This is a genomic window from Mycobacterium cajalii (assembly GCF_045809005.2).
Taxonomy (GTDB): domain Bacteria; phylum Actinomycetota; class Actinomycetes; order Mycobacteriales; family Mycobacteriaceae; genus Mycobacterium.
Window position 1 is genome coordinate 2,409,978 of sequence record NZ_CM141436.1, and the last position, 16,438, is coordinate 2,426,415.

The window sequence follows — 16,438 nt, forward strand, 5'->3', positions numbered from 1 at the left end:
TCCGATGGCCGGCCACCCTCGCGCCGGTGGCGTCGATTCCGCGCCCGGGCGGAGCATGGAGCAGCGGTCGGTGCTGTTTGCCGAGCACGCGGTGCGGCCATTACGCGCGTTGACCGCGGAGTTGGCACAGCCGGATCCGTCTCTGCAACGGGTGAGGCAACGAACAGTGTGCTGGAATCAGCTGAGTCCAGTGGACGGCTTCCGGCAGGCCGACGATGGCGACCGGGTCGCCATCCAACTCTGGACAGCGCCGCCTTGCCGGAAGACGCCCGCGGTGCACGTTCGGCGCCAAAGCGTGGTTTCTGGGTCAACACGCAAACGTCGGAGCTGAAGATACGGTAGGCATAGGAAATAATGACCATAAACTTTGGAATGCTACCGCCGGAGATCAATTCCGCCCGAATGTATTCCGGGCCGGGTGCTGCCTCGCTGGTCACTTCTGCCGCCCACTGGGCCGGCCTCGCGACTGAGTTGCGCTCTGCGGCGCGGTCGTTCGAATCGGTGATTGCCGGGCTCACCAGCGGAGTGTGGTTGGGCCCCGCATCGTCGTCGATGGCACGTGCCGCGGCTCCTTATGTGATGTGGCTCAACACGACCGCGGCGGCGGCCGACGAGACCGCTGTGCAAGCGGTGGCAGCCGCAACGGCCTATGACACCGCGTTCACCCTGACAGTGCCGCCGCCGCTCATCGCAGCCAATCGTGCACAGCTCGCAGCACTGATCGCGACGAATCTGTTGGGGCAGAACACGTCGGCGATCGCGGCCAACGAGGCGCTCTACAGTGAAATGTGGGCCCAAGATGCGGTCGCGATGTATGGCTACGCCAGCTCTTCGGCAGCGGCGTCGCGGTTGAGTCCCTTCACCTCTCCGCCGCCCACCACCATCCCCGGGGGGCTCGCCGGCCAGGCCGTCGCCGCTACTGCAGGGGGAAGCCACGCGTCGATGGTCATCTCAGCACTGCCGCAGGCACTGCAATCGCTGGCTTCGCCTGCCGCGTCGACATCGTCGGCATCCGGCCTGACGTTGCCGGCCTTGGGATCCGCGCTGACAGCCTTGATCGGCTCGACGCCCGCCAAAGCGCTGCTCGAGTTTCCGTCGGTGACCAGTACTGCCGCGTCGTCGACGAGCGCGTCGGCGTCGTCGGCATCGGTGGGCGTCGGTACCCGAGGCCTGGCAGCGACGCAGGACCTCGCGACTTCGGAAGAGGCCCGCGGGATCATCCGCGGGGGTGCGCTCGGGTCACCAACCGGACCGGGGCCTGCGCCGGCCGGGTCCGTCGCGGCATATGCTCCCTCGCCGGTGACCGCGGGCCTGGGTCGCGCGCCCATGATCGGGTCGTTGTCGGTCCCGCAGGGCTGGGCCATCGCGGCGCCCGAAACCAGACTCGTTGCGACACAGCTGGTGTCGACCAGCCTTGGCGCGGCCCCGGCCGTCGCAGAATCCGGCGCCGCAAACCTGTTCAGCGAGATGGCCCTGGCGAGTATGACGGGTCGCGCGCTCGGTGGTGCCGTCGGTCCAGGCAGCCGGGAACGCCTGGCGGCCATCACCGCTCACGGTGACCAAGCAGATTCGCCGCAGAAACCGGCCGGCGTTCCGGGGACCGGGATAGCAGCCGAGCTGCGTCAACTCGTCGAGTTACGCGACGGCGGTCACCTCACTGAGCGGGAATTCGGTGAGCTCAAAGGTGCACTGATCAAACGATTGTCGAGCTCTTAGAAACCCCACGGGAAAGGGGTTCGCCGAGTGTTGAAGTTCTCAGCCGCGTTTGCCGGACTCGCATTGGCCGCGACCTGCTTTTCGCCGTCCGCCTTCGCCGACGAGTCGGAATACCTCGCCCGCCTGGATAAGGCGCAGGTCAGCCACATGTCGGCGCGGGACGCTCTGAGCTGGGGGTACACCGTGTGTGACAAGTTGCGCGCAGGCGACTCGGTGCCCGAGGTCTTGACGGTTCTCGAAGACGCTGGGGGCTTCAGACGTCGGCACGCCGGCGTCATCATCGGGGCGGCCGCCCATGAACTTTGCCCCGACCAGTACCAGACTGTGATGGATTGGGCACACGAGCAGACCCATTTGTAGTCCACGCAGGCTGCCCGGCCACGAAAGTATCGGCACCCCGTGCCGCCGGCGCACCCGCCAACGGCCGCTTGCGCGGGCATCGTCACGGCTGCGCTGAAACGCCGGCCTTGAATCCGAGGTCAGGGCACCAGGTCGACTTTCAGCCCGATCAGCGTCCCGGCAACGCCGGTGCCGACAAGGCCCAGCACCCAGACGGACCGCCGACCACCGACATGCCCGGCCAGCACCGCGCCGAGACCACCCAGAATCACCGCGGAAGCCAGAACCGCAACCCATTACACGTCCGGAAGCAACGTGCCGATGACCAACGGCAGCGCGGCTCCGGCGAAACTCGCCAACCCCGCGACCGCTGCTGTGGCGGCTGATTCGCTGAACACCAGCCGCCCCAGGGCCGTTGCCGCAAGCCGACCAGACTTGGTGAACATCAACTGCTTCTCGGCGCGCATCAGTTCACTGCGGTTCTGGGTGTATTCGGCGACGAAGACCGTGAGCACCGACGATGTGAAGGCGACGATGCCGACCCGGATGCTGATGCCGAGGTTCAAGCCCCCGCCGCGCAGAACCGCAGCGGCTGCCAGGGTGAGCGCATTGAGAATGCCGTCCGAGACGCCCAGCGCAGTCGCGAATACGAACCTGCCCGATGAGCGCAGGTTTTCCTTTTTCAAAGTTTCAACCGCACGCGCGACGATCACCGGGCTCTGGGTACGCGCTCGACGATCCGATCTCCGACCACGATCTCGTCGATGCTGTGCACTGCCGCACCGGCCTTCTCTATCATCCGGATCAACTGTTTCGCGTCGATGGAGCCGCCTTCCACGGTGACTTGGAGTCCGACTGTCTCCAGATCGATTTCCGACACAGTGATGTTGCATGCCTCCACGCCGGTGACGCCGTCGATCGCGGCGGCCAACTCCACCAGATCGGGTCGAGCGATGGCCTTGTCGACGTCTAACTGCATGCGGCGAATGTTCATCGGCTCAGGTTCTCTGCGGCCGTTGATCTTTGATGGCTCAACGGGCTTATTCGGCTTCCGCGAGGAAGCGGTCGACTATTTCTGGCCCGTTCGAGTGCATGTCGATGGACAGCCGCAGCAACCTGTCTTTGGCGTCTTTGGGGAGCAACTCGATGGAGCGAGTGGTGGCCGAGTCGTATTTGGCCGATTTGTACTGCCCCAGGATGCGGTCTTTTTGCCCCTGGGTGGCGTAGATGGGCATGACTTTCATCCCGGCGAAGGCCTCCTCCGCCAACGACGCCAGTCCGGCTTGTTCCAGTGCATTCAGGCGTTCGTCGTTGATCCAGACGTTGATCTTCACGGTGGCGTCGGTGGTGCTCATGCGTCAAGTTCCTCCAGTGGTGACAGGTTGAAGATGGGCAAGCGTTTCTTGAGGTATTCGTCGTTGACGAACGGCGAACCCTGGCCGTATTTCGCGGCGGCTTCCATGACGACATCGAAAACCTCTGGGCGCATGACCATCCGCGTGGGCTTGACCTCGTCGGTCAGGATGCTTCTGATCAGACTTCCGCTGAAGCTTTGAGCGGTGTCGGAAAAGCCGCACAAGGAGGAACTTTGGATGTCTCCGCACTCGGGGCTGTACCAGTTCTCGCGCAGGAAGACCGGCTTCAGCGAGAGTTTGTCCCGGTACTTCGTCAGAAGGTTCTGCGCGTCATAGGGACCGTAGAAATCGCCGACGCCCGCGTGATCGCGGCCGAACATGTGGTGGGAACATCCCAGATTGGTTCTCAAGATGGCGTGAAAAATGGCCTCGCGCGGGCCGGCGTACCGCATGTCCCACAGCGTGAAGGACACCATGTGCACGTCCTCGCGGAAATATCCGCTTGTGCGCAGCGCATTCTGCGCCAGCAGGATCGCCTCGTCGACATAGTCCCCGACCCGCTTTTGCCCCATGATCGCGTTGACCAGAACGCCGGTCTTCAACGTGTCGACGGGGAGATCCTCATTGGCGGCGAACCACGCCTGTTTCATCAGCGCTTCGTGGCCGGTATGGGGCACATTGCGGGTCTGGTGCGCCACTACGTGCTGCCATCCGTTTCGCTGCGCGGCCTGACGGTGGCCCTTGGGAGTCAACCAGAAACGCTTGAACGGCTCGTTGAACACCGGCTCGTTGATCAGTGTGATGTCACCGCCGAGGAACCTGTCCTGATATGCCAACATCTTTTTGACACCAGGATGCCGCGAATCGGTAGTACCGTAAGTCTTTTGGGCCATCTCCTCGCGGTCATACTCATAGATCTCGGCGACCTCGAGGATGGCCATCGGCGCGTCCATATAGTCCAGGACCACGGCGATGCCCTCGCTGATGTCGAATCTGTCGATGTCCTCGCTGGACATGTCGAACACGATCGGAATGCTCCACAATGTGCCATCGGGCAGCGCCATGTCGTTCAAAGTGCCGTCCACCTCGCTGCGACGCATGAAACCGGTCAGCGGGGTGAAGAATCCGTACGACAGGCTTATCACTTCGTGAGCAAGCGCTTTCGGGATCGGAACGCGCCGCAGCCCCCTGATCCGGGCAGCCGCGTCCGCTGTCGATACGCGATCAACGATCGGTTTGCCGTTGTGGCCAACAAAATCCATAAAAATCACCTTTTCTCGAGAACCTACTGAGACAAGCGTAATGACACGGCTGTGCGTCGTGCGGCGACCCGATCCCGCCGCGCGGGTCTGAAAACTGCCGCAGGAGCATGGCAAGTCTGATGCACACGATGCTTATGCATTGGTGCGCTCCCCGTCCGAATCGGCTTCCTCCCCCGGATTTCCGAGATTGGCAAAGCGTTGTAGTAAGGCCTGTTGCTGCGCCGCGAATTGTTTGCTCACGGCTTCGAGCATCTCGGCGTGTGTACCGAAACGAGCCGCGGTCTGGATCGAGATCACGTCTCCGGCAGCGGGATCGACTCGTGTCGGAGCGGCCACGGCACCAAGTGCCTGCCCATAGTTTTCCAGCTGCAGAGCAGTCAGCGTAGCCATGAGATCATCCAGGGAGCGTTCCGTCCCTTGGCCGCCATGGCCGGGGTTTGGCGGGCTTTCGGGCGCATCCGGCCCCGACGTGTTCGCGCCGGCGGCGGATTTTTCGGCATCAGGCGGCGACGACACGCGCGTTCCCCGTTCGAGCACGAGTTGATGTTGCTGCAAATGCGGACACCTTGCTTCGGGGATGACTCCGATCGGCTTCGCCCGCGTCGAGCATGCCCGCGTGACCGAGAGTGATCGCGATGAGGGTGCGCACTTATTGGCCTCCCGCGCCGCTTTCCAGCCACCGGGCGCATTCGTCGCCGAGTTTGTCGAGGGCTTTGCGGTCGAAGCGCTCGATCTGCTCGTCGCTCAACTCGGTGCGGAAGTCGCGCTTGGGCCCCTTGTCGAAGAAAGCCTTGGCGCTGGACATGTGCTCCCCACCGAAGGGCGCCATCTTCTCGGCCCGCCCGCTCATGTACTCGAACGAGCAGTGCTCGACGATGGCGTCCATGCGCAGCGACGCGGGGTCGACGGACAAGAACTCCGCGATCCGCGCAATCTGGCCCCGCAAATCGTTTTTGAGATCGTTGTAGTGCACCAGCAGGACGTTCGGTTCGTCCTTGAGCCGCCACCACGACGCCATGACGTCGAACAGGTCACAGCACTGGTACCCGTCGGTGTCCAGCCACACATCGAAGAACTCCCGCATGTCCGGCGGGATCACCAGCGGAGTCGGGTCACCGGACCACTCGGCGTGAATCCGGTTGATCTGCTCCATGGTCGCCGGGGAGAAGTTGTACAGATAGTTGTGGAAGCTGATCCCCAGGTCTTTCCCGTTGCGCCCGACGAACACGTAGTGCGCTTCCGGCGCGATCGGCAGGGCATCCGCGGGCAGGTGCGACTTCATGACCCGGCGCGTGCCGGTCGCCCGCTGTTCCTTGAGCGTCGCGAGCATCTCGGCATGGTCGCCCCAGCTGGAATCCAGCCACGGAGAAGTGTCGGAGAGCCCGGCGTCGTGCTCCTCACCGTTGCTCAAAATCTGCTGCAGGATCCGCTGGGTCCAGGTGGTGCCGGCCTTGAACGGGTCGGCAACCACGACATCCCTGTCGACGAAGCCGCCCTGGTCCAGAAAGTCCTGCCACACCCGGGAATCCGACAGGTAGTCCCTCAGCACCCGGGTGGGCGCGATCAGCTGCTTGCTCACGATAATCCGCCTTTCTGTTGGACCTCGAGGAGTGAAATCCGGGATGCTTTGCTCATTGCGGCACCCCCTTCCTAGTGGCTTCCACTCCGCGTCAGCACCGGAATGACACCGACCTTTTCGAGGTGAGCGATGACCTCATCGGCCAACGTGTCGGCCGACTTGGCGCCGCCGTCGAGGCGGAGTTCGGGATTCGCGGGGGCCTCGTAGGGATCGTCGATGCCCGTGAATCCCTTGATCTCTCCCGCCCGGACTTTTTTGTAGAGTCCCTTCGGGTCGCGCTGTTCGCAGATCTCTATCGGGGTGTCGACGAATATTTCGATGAAATCGCCCTCATTGAGGGTGGCGCGTACCCGGTCGCGATCGCGCCGGTAGGGGCTGATGAATGCGGTCAACGTGATGATGCCCGCGTCGCAGAACAACTTCGCGACCGCCCCGATGCGCCGGATATTCTCTTCGCGGTCCTGCGCGGAGAACCCCAGCCCGAAACGTTCGGAAAAATGGTCGCCGTGCAGCTTCTTCAATATGTCCGGACCGGCATTCAGTCCGTAACGGACGTTGTCGCCGTCGAGCAAGTAGCTGCTCATGCGGCGCTGGTACAGTTTGCGATCCACCGTATTGGCCACCGTGCTTTTGCCGCTGGCGCTCAATCCGGTGAACCAGATCACACAGCCCTTGTGGCCATTGAGTTTCTCGCGCTCACTTCGAGAAACGCTCTGGTCGTGCCAAGTGATGTTCGTGCCCACGTCGAATTTCCTTTCTGTCCGTCATACGGCATCCCCTGGCCGTCGGGCCTTCACCCAATAGGGCGTCTCGTGCTCGACGGTCACCAGCACGAGAAGGCCGACCAGGTGGATCGTCGCCGATCCGAGGTTGGCCGTCCCGCCGGTGAACCCCAGAGCAAAACCCCTGCGCCGCTGCGGATACAAACCGTCGGCCTTCGTCAACGCTGACGAGTGATTGCCGGCCCCCCGGCCCGTCAACGCCGCGCACAACACAAGCGGCCACAGCGGTAAACCGGGATGCGCCAACACGACGATGGCATCCGCGGTCGGCATCGGAAGTACCGAAGACGAGATCGTCATCCGTGTCCGGCGGCCAAACCAGTTGGCGGCCAATGCATACGGGATACGGCATGAACAGCACCATCACCGACCACAAAGGCCAAACTGAAGACGCGCCATGCACATTCACGACCGGACAGAACGGGTTGCGACGCGTGATCGCGTTGTTACCACGTGCCCACGTGGCGGTGTCTTCTGGATTCCACTCCGATATGCGCGAACGCGCCATGCGGTAGGCATCTTTCGTAGTCGATGTTGGACGGTCGGTCGGTCGTCAATAACCTGACGACAACGGGGCAAGCACGGCCGTTGGTCATTGGGCCGCTGGTCGCGACACAGGGTCGCGGGAGGTAAAACCACTGGCTACCAACCGAAGTGGGCACCGTCGGAGTACGCTTTTGAATGTCGGTCGATGTCGTGACGTCCATCCCGGCGATCGACTGCCGGACGGTGCACGTACTCGTTTAGTGAAGAATGTCCACGGCCTGTTCAGAATCCCTTCGTGTCGTCTTCGGCCGGGCGATCGCCCAGCCAAGCACTGAACTCCTACGAAGGGACCGTTGGCCGCCGATGAACGACGAGCGATTGTGGCGAGCCCCACCGCCAAGACGTGTGACCGATATCGGCCGACACAGTCATTCGTCCAGGTTAAAATTTCGCTGAACGAATACCTTGACAATACCGATCAGCTGCGGGTCGAGGCAAGGCATTTCGTCTATGCACAGGAAGTTTCCAGCTTCCCGCGGGAAGTCGCGCTCGACGTGGCAGCGCGTGGCTTCCGCTCCCCAGGTGTACGTCGCGGACACCGGCAGCGGGGGAAGTTACGTCCAGGGGCGTGGTGTATGAGCCGGTAGGTCCGGTGGGGGCGTGTCGTAACCCGGTAGAGGGCGGTCACCGCGTGATCCTTCGAACGATCAGCAAAGTCAATCGAAGGAGACAACGAGGTGCTCGCCGAAGGCGAGCGGGTACTCGTCGCTGATCCGGCCCGGTTCGACGCGTATCGGCGTCGATCTGAAGTTGTTCCATGACAGGCGTTTCGGGCTGCAAAAGTGCCGCTGCGGAAGAGCTGCCCGAGGCGGCAACGGCGATGGATGGACCCCGTCCACGTGGTCAATCTGGCCGGCAACGCCCTCGATGGGTGGCGGCGTACCCTCACCACGCTGAGCGCAGAAATTTCCAGCCCCCGCAGGAACTGATCACCGTCGGACGGAAGTGCCGCATGCGCCATGCCCTGATTGCGCCCACCCGGCGCCGTCCAGTCATGCGGAAAGTCGAGTGGCGGTGTGTCTTCGGGCGCTGACGGTTCTGGCCATGGTCCGTTCGACGTCGGCGCGGGAAGTCCTGAATGTGCGGATTGCTGCCCGGGCGGGCCGGAATGGGGCCGCCATGCCGGCGACCCATGTTCTGGTGAGTATTCGTATGATCCCTGCGCCTGGACCTTGATGGCGCCCAACCTCGAACCGCAGTATGGGCCCGTTGACGGCTCCCAGGTTGATGCGCTGTCCGTCCTGGATCTCGACAACCGTCGACCGCCGCCCGTCGACGAAAGTCCCGTTCAGTGAATCGTTGTCGATCGCCACCCATCTGCCATGGCTGAAGCGCAGCACCAAATGCGCCCGCGATTATCAGCGGGTCCGTTAGGCGCATATCCGCCCGAAGATCCCGCCCGACGACGACATCGTGACCGGGGGGCGAATGTAGCCTTGGCCGCGCCGGAGCACACGGTCAATATGGGTCCGGCCTGCACTGTCATCGCGCCCCCGGCGTGAAGGCAAGCGACCCGGGAAAGGGGAGCGCGGCGGCAGGCGCGCGCACGTGACGCGTTGTCACTCAGTGCCCTGCCGCGTGTCCGTCTTCTGGAGGGGTCGGACCACCACGACGGTGCAGGCCGCGTGTTGCACACAGTGTTGGCTGACGGACCCCAACAGCATTGCGGTGAACGCGCCGCGCCCGCGACTGCCCACGACAAGCAACTCGGCTGATCGAGAGGCCTCGACGAGTACCTCGGCAGGCTGCCCCTTCACCACGCTGGTAACGACAGGTACCGAAGGAGGAGTGCCGAGCGACTTGCTGATCACCTGTTCGAGTGTCTTTTGCGCCTCGGCGGCCGCGTCGGCGTCGGAATAGTCGACGTAATAGCCGTACGCGGATGGCGTTTGCCAACTTGTGATGGCGTGCAGTTCGGCACCAGTGAGTTGGGCCTGTTTGGCCGCCCATCGCAGCGCGCCCTCGCTGCCCGGTGATCCGTCGACGCCAACCACGATGGCTGAGCGGGCTTGGTTCATTGATCGACTCCTTTTCGGTGGAGATATTCCTGATCGCATGCTCGGCCAATGCGGCCAGAGATGCCTTCGGTACCCGATCGTAGGTGTCTGCCCGCCGCACTCCACCGGCCGGACCGACCTGAGTGCAACGTGCTGCCGCCTTCCAGAATGTTAAAGCAATTGGCCCCGAGATGAATTGAGGCAGCACTCCGAAGGCCCTACGGCCGTGCCGGCTCTCGAACCCGTGGCGGACAACCGCAGTACCAGGTCCATGATCGCGGCCGCCGGGCCCGTCATCGACGGTGGCGGTACAGATCGCTCGCGCGGCCGCCACCGTCCGGCCGGGGCGGGTTGAGGGGCACTTTCCCGGGATGTCGATTTGCCGGCGCCTCGTCGAGGCGACCGACCGGGCGATGTTCACACCGTCCGGTTGTGGACAGCCCCGGTCGCGCCGTCGACCATGGGCGTCGAGGTTTCGTCGGGTGTCGGTGGCGCCGAGGCGGCTGAGGCTGTCCGAGCGGGTTTGCGGCACTGCCGGCTCAGCCCGCGCGGGCCCGGCGCGGGTGAGGTGTGCAGCACTGGATGCGTTCACCCCGCAAAATCGCCTGCTCGTTGAGACGTTTCTGGCCTGGGATGCATCCGGGTGGCGCTGAACGCCGAAAGTAAGGATCGGAAATACACGGCCTTGTTCCCTAACCTCGATTTTTCGCACTGGTGGGGTTCGGGGGTGCTGAGCCATGAAGATCGCTGAGCGATAGCGCATTTTGGACTTGGGGTGTGTTTGGCCGTCCCGTGTCGCCGGGGTGGGCGGGCTTTCCTATGGCCGGTGGGTCTTTCGGGTCGTCGGGGCGGGTTTGCGGTGGTCAGGGGAAGGCGGCGCGGATGCGTTGCCAGGCGGTTGCGATGGCGCCGGCCCAGCGCCAGGTCGCGTCGATGCGCAGCCGTAGTTGGCGGGCGCTGCGGGTGATGCGGGCCGCGACGTGTAGGACCCGGTAGCGGAAGGCGGTGATCTCGCAGCGGGCCAGCTGCGGGGCGTCGGTGAATCCGATCAGTTGGGCCCAGGCGACCAGATCGGCGGCGGCCAGGACGATTTCGAGCCAGGCGGCGTTGGACTGGAAATCATGACAGGGCAGGTTGGCCAGGCCGGCGGCTTTGGCTTCGCGGATGCGGTCCTCGACGCGGGCGTGTTGGCGGTGGCGCAGTTCCAGACCGGCCAGCTGCCCGGGAACCATCCCCGGTGGGGTGTCGGTGATGAAGGCGGTCACCCGCATGCCGTCGATGTCGGTGAAGCGCAGCTGCGCCCCGGGGTGTGGGCGTTCTTTGCGCAGCACCAGCCGGGTCCCGGCAGGCCAGCTCGACAGCGTGACCAGGCCGGTGGCCTCGGCCACCCACGCCCCGTCACGGATCTGCCCATCGGAGTCGATCCCCGGATACCAGCCATCGCCGAGGTTGAGGGTGTCCACGGCGTCCTGGACCCGGGCATCGACGGGAAACCCGAAGGAGAACCCGACCCCGTGATCGCGGCAGGCCTGGGCAAACTTGTGGGTGGCTCCGGCGGAATCTGAGCGCACCACCACCGCCGGCGCGGCCGGGTTCTGCGGGCCGGGACGCCAATCTGCCGGCAGCGAATCCAAAGCCTGCTGAAGGACCGTGATGTGATCGGCGGCGGTGTTGGATCCGGCGTTGCCTTTGCGCAGCAGCCCGGCCAGGGCCTCACCGCCGGCGATCTGCGGGCGGTCCAGAAACGCCAGCAGCGGGTGATGGCCGAACGACTTCTTCCACGTCGGGGCCGCCTGCGCCTTGTTGTCGGAATGGTCGATGACCAGCGTGGCGTCGATGTCGATGTACAGCGGCACACCCGCCGGGGGCGCGGCCCCGGCCGCCCAGGCCGCCGCCCGCGCCGATGCCCGCGCGGTGCGAACCTTCGGCAGGTGCGCGGCATCGATGCGATGGTCAACGAGCCGCCACATCGTCGTTGTCGAGGCCTTGGCCCCGAACGCATGCTCGCGATCTCCACACAACTGGCCGACCCCGTCGATGCAGTCCGCCCCGTCGGCTACCGCCGCGGCAAGATCGGCGAACACCGCACCCGGGGCATAGGTCCACGGCCCCTTGTAAGTATCGGCCAACACCGCCGTGACCTGCGCGGATAACCCGGTCAGATCGGCCAGTTCCCGCAACAGCCCCATCCCGGCGTGCGACACCACCCCGCGACCGTCCGCCGATACTTTCACCCGCCGCGCCACCGCGATACCCTTCACGTGCGAAGTGCCTTCCGCTCGCCATATGGAAACCTAGAGAATTCCCATTATGCGTTGCAGGACAGGCACTTTCGCGCATCAACACACAGCTACGTCGGCATTCCGCGAAAAATCCGGGCTAAGGTTCCCTAAGTCGTCGGGCCGGTGTCGCCGGGACTATCGGCAGTGCCAGAATTGGCAATTTCTGCAAGGCTTTTGAGCAAGGCTTCGTGCGCTTCGGCGAACCGGGTGCTGATCGCCTCCAGCATCTGTGCGTGGGCGCCGAACCGTGCTGCGGTCAGTGCCGATACGTGGTCTCCGGCTGGCGGTGGCACGATTTTCGGAGCGTGAAGCGCCCGGACGGTCTGCGCGTAGGTGTCCAATTGTATTGCGGCCAAGCGCGACAACACCTGGTCTGCGGTCGGGGATTGCTGGATGGGTGGGGGCTTGTCGCCGGCTTCCTGGGTGCAGTCGGTGGTGCTGTTCGCCGGGTCACCCGGCGCAGCCCCCGGCATTCCGGTTTGTGGCGTTTGTGACATCTGCACTCCTAACCTCGGTAGCGCTTTTGAGTTCAACCATTTCGGCCTGCTTCCAACCACTGCGCACACTCGGTGCCCAGCTTCTGCAACGCGATGCGATCGAAACGTTCGATGAGCGGCGGGGGCAATTCGGCGCCAGAGGGCCGCCTGGCGTGGTCGCCAGGAATACGGGTAGTGCTGGATATGCGTTCGGCACCGACCATGGCCGTCTTCTCGACGCGGCCACTCACGCGTCCGAACGAGCAATTTTGAACAATGGCGTTCATCCGTGTCGACTCGAGGTCGAGAGAAAGAAAATCCGCCACCCGCTTGATTTGTCCGGGCAAATCTTCCGTGAGGTTCTGGTAGTGGATCAGGAGTACGTTGGGCGTGTCCTTCAGCTTCCACCATGAGGACATGATGTCGAAAATGTCGCAGCAGCCGTACCCGTTGGTGTCCAGCCACAGGCCGAAGAACTGCTGTGCATAGTGAGGAATAACCAAGGGGGTCGGGTGGGCGGACCAGGTGGCATAGATCCTATTGATGTCCTCGATTGTCGATGCGGAAAATTTGGAGAGGTAGTCATGAAAACTGACTCCCACGTCTTTGCCGTTACGGCCGACGAAGATGTAGCGGGCTTCGGCTGCGATCGGAAGCGCGTCGGCGGGCAGGTGTGATTTGATGATGCGTTGGTAACCGGCGGTGCGGCGCTGTCGAAGAACACCGAGCATCCGCGCGTGGTTGCCCCAGCTTGAGTCGAGCCACGGCGTCGTCTCGAAGAGCCTGTCATCTTTTTTCCGTGCGTCGCTGAGTATCTGCTGCACGATCCGTTGGATCCACAGGGAACCCGCCTTGAATGGGCCGGCGACCACGATGTCGCCTTCAACAAAACCGCCCTGGCCGAGGAAATCGTTCCAGACCGGCGAATAATTGAGGTAATCTCGCACAATTTTAGTGGGAGCAACAAGATCCGGCATCATTGTTGCTCGGCTTTGGCTTCGTGACGCAGCGGACTACGAGTTATCGACGACAACATCGAAAATTGTAGAAAATTTTGCGCACAATCAGCTGGAAAATACTTGATGGTTGACGCTCCTGGGTCCTTGTCATTTCTGGTATCGTGCCGATTGCTCCGATATGTGTCTTTCACGCCGGCCGATGGTTTCGCTCATGACGATTTTAAGTGTGTGTTCGTGGGCTCCCTTCTCATGGCGAATGTGGTGATGGTTACGTGTGCTTACGGGGTCGGATTATGGTTGTCGATGACAATTGGGAGGGCGTAAGCCAGCCGCAAGTCAATGTTGCGCCGCCTCGTCGAACGCCGGCGACGAGCCCTGCTCGATGGCGGCGGCGCGCGGCGCCTTGCCGGCATGGGTTTGCGGTACGGGTGGATTCTGCGGCCGCACATACCGCACCCACGCCACGGCGGCGGCGATGACGTAGCAGAGCACGAAGAACCACAACGCGGGTGTTGCCGTGCCGGTGCTCGCATACGATTGCCTCAGGGTCACGTTGATTCCCATGCCGCCGAGTGCGCCGAAGGCACCGGCGAACCCGATCAACGATGACGACCGCACCCGCGCCCAGTTGTGCCGGTCCTCCTCGTCGAGGCCCAGTTTTCGGCTCCGCGCTTCGAACACGGTCGGGATGAGTTGGTAGACCGGCCCTTTGCCCGCGCCGCAGAAGATGAAGAGCGCGATGAAGCTGACCGCATAGCCGATCATCGTCGGCCCGGTCGCGGCACTGCGCCCATCGGTGAGATCGGCGTGGGTGCTGATTGCCACCAAAGCGCCGCCAGCGCCGATCGCGCCGACAAATACGCTGAACGCAACGCGGCCGCCCCCGTAACGGTCGCTCAGCCGCCCCCCGGCGATGCGCGCGACCGAACCCAACAACGGACCGATGAAAGCGATCTGGGCGGCATGCAACGACGCCTGCGCGTGACTTTGGCCGCCCGCGACAAAGTTGTGCTCCAGCACCTGGCCGAACGCGAATGCGAAGCCCAGAAACGAGCCCGAAGCGCAGAGGTAGAGAAATGAGAGTAACCACGTGTCGGGGACCGGCAGAATTGCGCGCAAGTTCGCCGGGGATATGCCGGCGCGATGTGCGACAACATCATCCATGAAGATGGCCGCACCGACGCCGGCAACGGCCAGCAACACCAGGTATATCGCGCAGATCCAGTACGGCGCGCGGTGGCCGGCGACCGCCAACGCGATCAACCCCAACATCTGGACGGTTGCCGACCCGAGGTTGGCCATCCCGCCGGCCAACCCCAGCGCAAAACCTTTGAGCCGCCGCGGATATAAGCCGTCGGCTTTGGCCAGCGACGCCGAGTAGTTACCGCCGCCCAAGCCGGTGAACGCGGCGCATACAAGATATGGCCACAACGGCAGACCGGGATGGGCCAACAGCACGACGGCCCCGCCGGTGGGAACCAGCAGTATCAGCGAGGAGAACGTCGTCCAGGTGCGCCCGCCAAACCAATTGGCAGCCAACGCATACGGGATGCGCGCCAGCGCCCCGACCAGTGATGCGACGGCGTCGATCGTCAGCTTGTCGGCGGTCGAGAACCCGTAGACAGACTGCGGCATCAACAGCACCATCACCGACCAGAGGTACCAGACTGAGAATGCGACATGCACGTTCACTGTCAGCCAGAGCAGATTGCGGCGTGCTATCGCGTTGTTTCCCGCCGCCCACGCGACAGCGTCGTCCGGGTTCCAATCAGCGATGCGGGACCTTGGCACGGGTCACATACCTTCCCGAGATACGCGGGCGTGCTTGTCGCGCAGGACGTTGTGCGCAGGCAAACCCTGGACGCAGGGATCGCCCTGGGCGCGAATTGCCCGGGCAAAAGCCTCCAGGACAAGCATCGATACAAGGTGAACAGCCACGTGCGTTCCTCCGCGTCGGCCCTTGCCGGACGCTCGTCCAGCAAAGATCTGTCCGATTTACGCAGGGACCGTTGGCCATCACTCACGCGATGGACGGTTGTGGCGAGCCCCACCGCCAGGGCGAGTTAAGGTTTGGTGAAAACGCCCTTAATAGTTCCACTTCGCTATGAACTTACGGTAGGGCTCAAGTGCGCTGTTTGACAAGCCCGACGCCAACGACTTACAGCGAGTTGCCAGGTTACGGTCCCCGGCACAGGGGTTCGCCCGGTCGACGAAAGCGGACCTGCGATCGGACGATCCCCGGCGCAGCTGTGCCCCTGTTGCGCGGACGAGGGCGGCGGCGACGTGATCGATCCGCATGGACCGAAACCGGTTGCAAGCCGGGCAGATGCGGTTCGCAACCGAGGAAGCCTGCGCCGCAATTGCGTGTCCGCGGCGTGCGGGTTGTGCCCGGGGTCGGTGCGGGGCGGGTGATCGCCCAGCTGGCCCGTGGGCTGGCCAAGCAACCGGAAATCCTTGGACGCGCCAGGACCGGGTAGGCCGCGGGCACGGGCGGAACTGCGCCGCGAGCCGACGACCTCGTGGGACAACGGATCGCGCACGCCGGCCGGCCGCAACACGCTCCCCCGGTGAGGATGTGGGTCAAGATTCTGGCGGCGGGGTCCGACACGGACGTGCAGCGCCTGCAAAACAGAGGTGCCGCGTCGGCCGCGTCGGCGAGCATCCCGACAGGGCAGGCTGGACATCCGCTGTATATCGCCGAGAATCTCTCGGAGTGCCGGCGTGGAGATGCTACGGTCAAGTAATAGGTTCAGAGTGATTTTAAGTGGGCGCGCACGCTTGGCGTCGAAGCTCACGGGCGGTGGGACCCGCCTTAACTGCACGTCTTAACAAGACGGCCAATGGTTCCTGCGAAACAGATAGTGCTCGGCAGCCGCGACCGGAGCCGAGGGCGACGCAGAGGAGACTACATGGCCGTTCGACATCTCTTCGCCCGCAGCGTGTTTCGGCACAGGCATGGCCTCGCGCTGTTGCGACGTTCGAGGAAGAGCCGCGCCGACGCGCGCCCGTGGTATGGAGGAGGGCGTTGTCCGGGTCTCGTGCTGCCGGCGCTGCACGTCAGCCCGCGGGGCGGAGCGGCGCCCGGTGGCAAGGGCGCTGAGCCGCTCAGCGCGTCCTCGGGGCGGGTGCTGAAGCCGGGCTAGTT

16 protein-coding genes and 2 pseudogenes are annotated in these 16,438 nt (G+C 63.8%); 3 read left to right on the forward strand and 15 right to left on the reverse strand.

Annotated features, from left to right (window positions below; genetic code table 11):
• The first annotated feature begins 402 nt into the window (after window positions 1-402).
• Window positions 403-1,716 (forward strand): PPE family protein, encoded by a 1,314-nt coding sequence (locus tag ACJ512_RS11595; RefSeq protein WP_407689416.1) that lies wholly within the window; start codon window positions 403-405, stop codon window positions 1,714-1,716.
• Window positions 1,717-1,743: 27 nt separating this feature from the next.
• Complete coding sequence (locus tag ACJ512_RS11600; RefSeq protein ID WP_407689417.1) at window positions 1,744-2,076, forward strand: DUF732 domain-containing protein; 333 nt, start codon at window positions 1,744-1,746, stop codon at window positions 2,074-2,076.
• A 119-nt stretch (window positions 2,077-2,195) separates the two neighbouring features.
• Here ACJ512_RS11600 and ACJ512_RS11605 read toward each other — a convergent pair whose 3' ends face one another.
• From ACJ512_RS11605 to ACJ512_RS11645, 9 genes are all read right to left on the reverse strand, one after another.
• On the reverse strand, window positions 2,196-2,327 hold the full coding sequence (locus ACJ512_RS11605) for a hypothetical protein (protein ID WP_407689418.1): 132 nt from the start codon (window positions 2,325-2,327) through the stop codon (window positions 2,196-2,198).
• 24 nt (window positions 2,328-2,351) lie between these two features.
• Complete coding sequence (locus ACJ512_RS11610) at window positions 2,352-2,768, reverse strand: hypothetical protein (RefSeq protein ID WP_407689419.1); 417 nt, start codon at window positions 2,766-2,768, stop codon at window positions 2,352-2,354.
• Window positions 2,765-3,049: a DUF211 domain-containing protein gene (locus ACJ512_RS11615; protein ID WP_407689420.1), complete on the reverse strand. Its 285-nt coding sequence runs from the start codon at window positions 3,047-3,049 to the stop codon at window positions 2,765-2,767. Before ACJ512_RS11615 ends, ACJ512_RS11610 begins: the two co-directional genes overlap by 4 nt.
• Window positions 3,050-3,095: 46 nt before the next feature.
• Window positions 3,096-3,410 (reverse strand): DUF6955 family protein, encoded by a 315-nt coding sequence (locus tag ACJ512_RS11620; protein WP_407689421.1) that lies wholly within the window; start codon window positions 3,408-3,410, stop codon window positions 3,096-3,098.
• Entirely contained in the window at window positions 3,407-4,672 is a 1,266-nt protein-coding gene (gene sat / locus ACJ512_RS11625; RefSeq protein WP_407689422.1) for a sulfate adenylyltransferase, read from the reverse strand. Before sat ends, ACJ512_RS11620 begins: the two co-directional genes overlap by 4 nt.
• 132 nt (window positions 4,673-4,804) lie before the next feature.
• Entirely contained in the window at window positions 4,805-5,227 is a 423-nt protein-coding gene (locus ACJ512_RS11630) for a PE family protein (RefSeq protein WP_407689423.1), read from the reverse strand.
• Between the two features lie 94 nt (window positions 5,228-5,321).
• On the reverse strand, window positions 5,322-6,251 hold the full coding sequence (locus tag ACJ512_RS11635; RefSeq protein WP_461480058.1) for a sulfotransferase domain-containing protein: 930 nt from the start codon (window positions 6,249-6,251) through the stop codon (window positions 5,322-5,324).
• A 71-nt stretch (window positions 6,252-6,322) separates the two neighbouring features.
• Complete coding sequence (cysC, locus tag ACJ512_RS11640) at window positions 6,323-6,994, reverse strand: adenylyl-sulfate kinase (RefSeq protein WP_407689695.1); 672 nt, start codon at window positions 6,992-6,994, stop codon at window positions 6,323-6,325.
• Window positions 6,995-7,015: 21 nt separating this feature from the next.
• A complete protein-coding gene (locus ACJ512_RS11645; protein WP_407689694.1) occupies window positions 7,016-7,366 on the reverse strand; it encodes a hypothetical protein in 351 nt (116 codons plus the stop codon).
• Window positions 7,367-8,247: 881 nt separating this feature from the next.
• Here ACJ512_RS11645 and ACJ512_RS11650 point away from each other — a divergent pair.
• Window positions 8,248-8,460 (forward strand): annotated as a pseudogene (locus ACJ512_RS11650) (hypothetical protein); the annotation flags it as partial.
• A 288-nt stretch (window positions 8,461-8,748) separates the two neighbouring features.
• Here the strand turns inward: ACJ512_RS11650 and ACJ512_RS11655 are convergent.
• From ACJ512_RS11655 to ACJ512_RS11680, 6 genes and pseudogenes are all read right to left on the reverse strand, one after another.
• Window positions 8,749-9,065, reverse strand: a pseudogene (locus ACJ512_RS11655) (FHA domain-containing protein); the annotation flags it as partial.
• A 73-nt stretch (window positions 9,066-9,138) separates the two neighbouring features.
• Window positions 9,139-9,597, reverse strand: a complete 459-nt coding sequence (locus ACJ512_RS11660) for a universal stress protein (protein ID WP_407689692.1) — start codon at window positions 9,595-9,597, stop codon at window positions 9,139-9,141.
• 842 nt (window positions 9,598-10,439) lie between these two features.
• Entirely contained in the window at window positions 10,440-11,837 is a 1,398-nt protein-coding gene (locus ACJ512_RS11665; RefSeq protein ID WP_461479977.1) for an IS1380 family transposase, read from the reverse strand.
• A gap of 128 nt (window positions 11,838-11,965) precedes the next feature.
• A complete protein-coding gene (locus ACJ512_RS11670; protein WP_407689446.1) occupies window positions 11,966-12,355 on the reverse strand; it encodes a PE family protein in 390 nt (129 codons plus the stop codon).
• Between the two features lie 32 nt (window positions 12,356-12,387).
• The gene (locus ACJ512_RS11675; RefSeq protein ID WP_407689447.1) at window positions 12,388-13,314 is read right to left on the reverse strand and encodes a sulfotransferase domain-containing protein; all 927 of its coding nucleotides are present in this window, start codon (window positions 13,312-13,314) and stop codon (window positions 12,388-12,390) included.
• Between the two features lie 315 nt (window positions 13,315-13,629).
• Window positions 13,630-15,084, reverse strand: a complete 1,455-nt coding sequence (locus ACJ512_RS11680) for an MFS transporter (RefSeq protein ID WP_407689448.1) — start codon at window positions 15,082-15,084, stop codon at window positions 13,630-13,632.
• Window positions 15,085-16,438: the final 1,354 nt, after the last annotated feature.

Bases quoted from the DNA above. Each gene is read 5' to 3' on its own strand.
- ACJ512_RS11595 (WP_407689416.1), top strand. From the start codon at position 403: ATGTATTCCGGGCCGGGTGCTGCCTCGCTGGTCACTTCTGCCGCCCAC.
- ACJ512_RS11615 (WP_407689420.1), bottom strand. From the start codon at position 3,049: ATGAACATTCGCCGCATGCAGTTAGACGTCGACAAGGCCATCGCTCGA.
- ACJ512_RS11620 (WP_407689421.1), bottom strand. From the start codon at position 3,410: ATGAGCACCACCGACGCCACCGTGAAGATCAACGTCTGGATCAACGAC.
- sat (WP_407689422.1), bottom strand. From the start codon at position 4,672: ATGGATTTTGTTGGCCACAACGGCAAACCGATCGTTGATCGCGTATCG.
- ACJ512_RS11660 (WP_407689692.1), bottom strand. From the start codon at position 9,597: ATGAACCAAGCCCGCTCAGCCATCGTGGTTGGCGTCGACGGATCACCG.
- ACJ512_RS11670 (WP_407689446.1), bottom strand. From the start codon at position 12,355: ATGTCACAAACGCCACAAACCGGAATGCCGGGGGCTGCGCCGGGTGAC.
- ACJ512_RS11675 (WP_407689447.1), bottom strand. From the start codon at position 13,314: ATGATGCCGGATCTTGTTGCTCCCACTAAAATTGTGCGAGATTACCTC.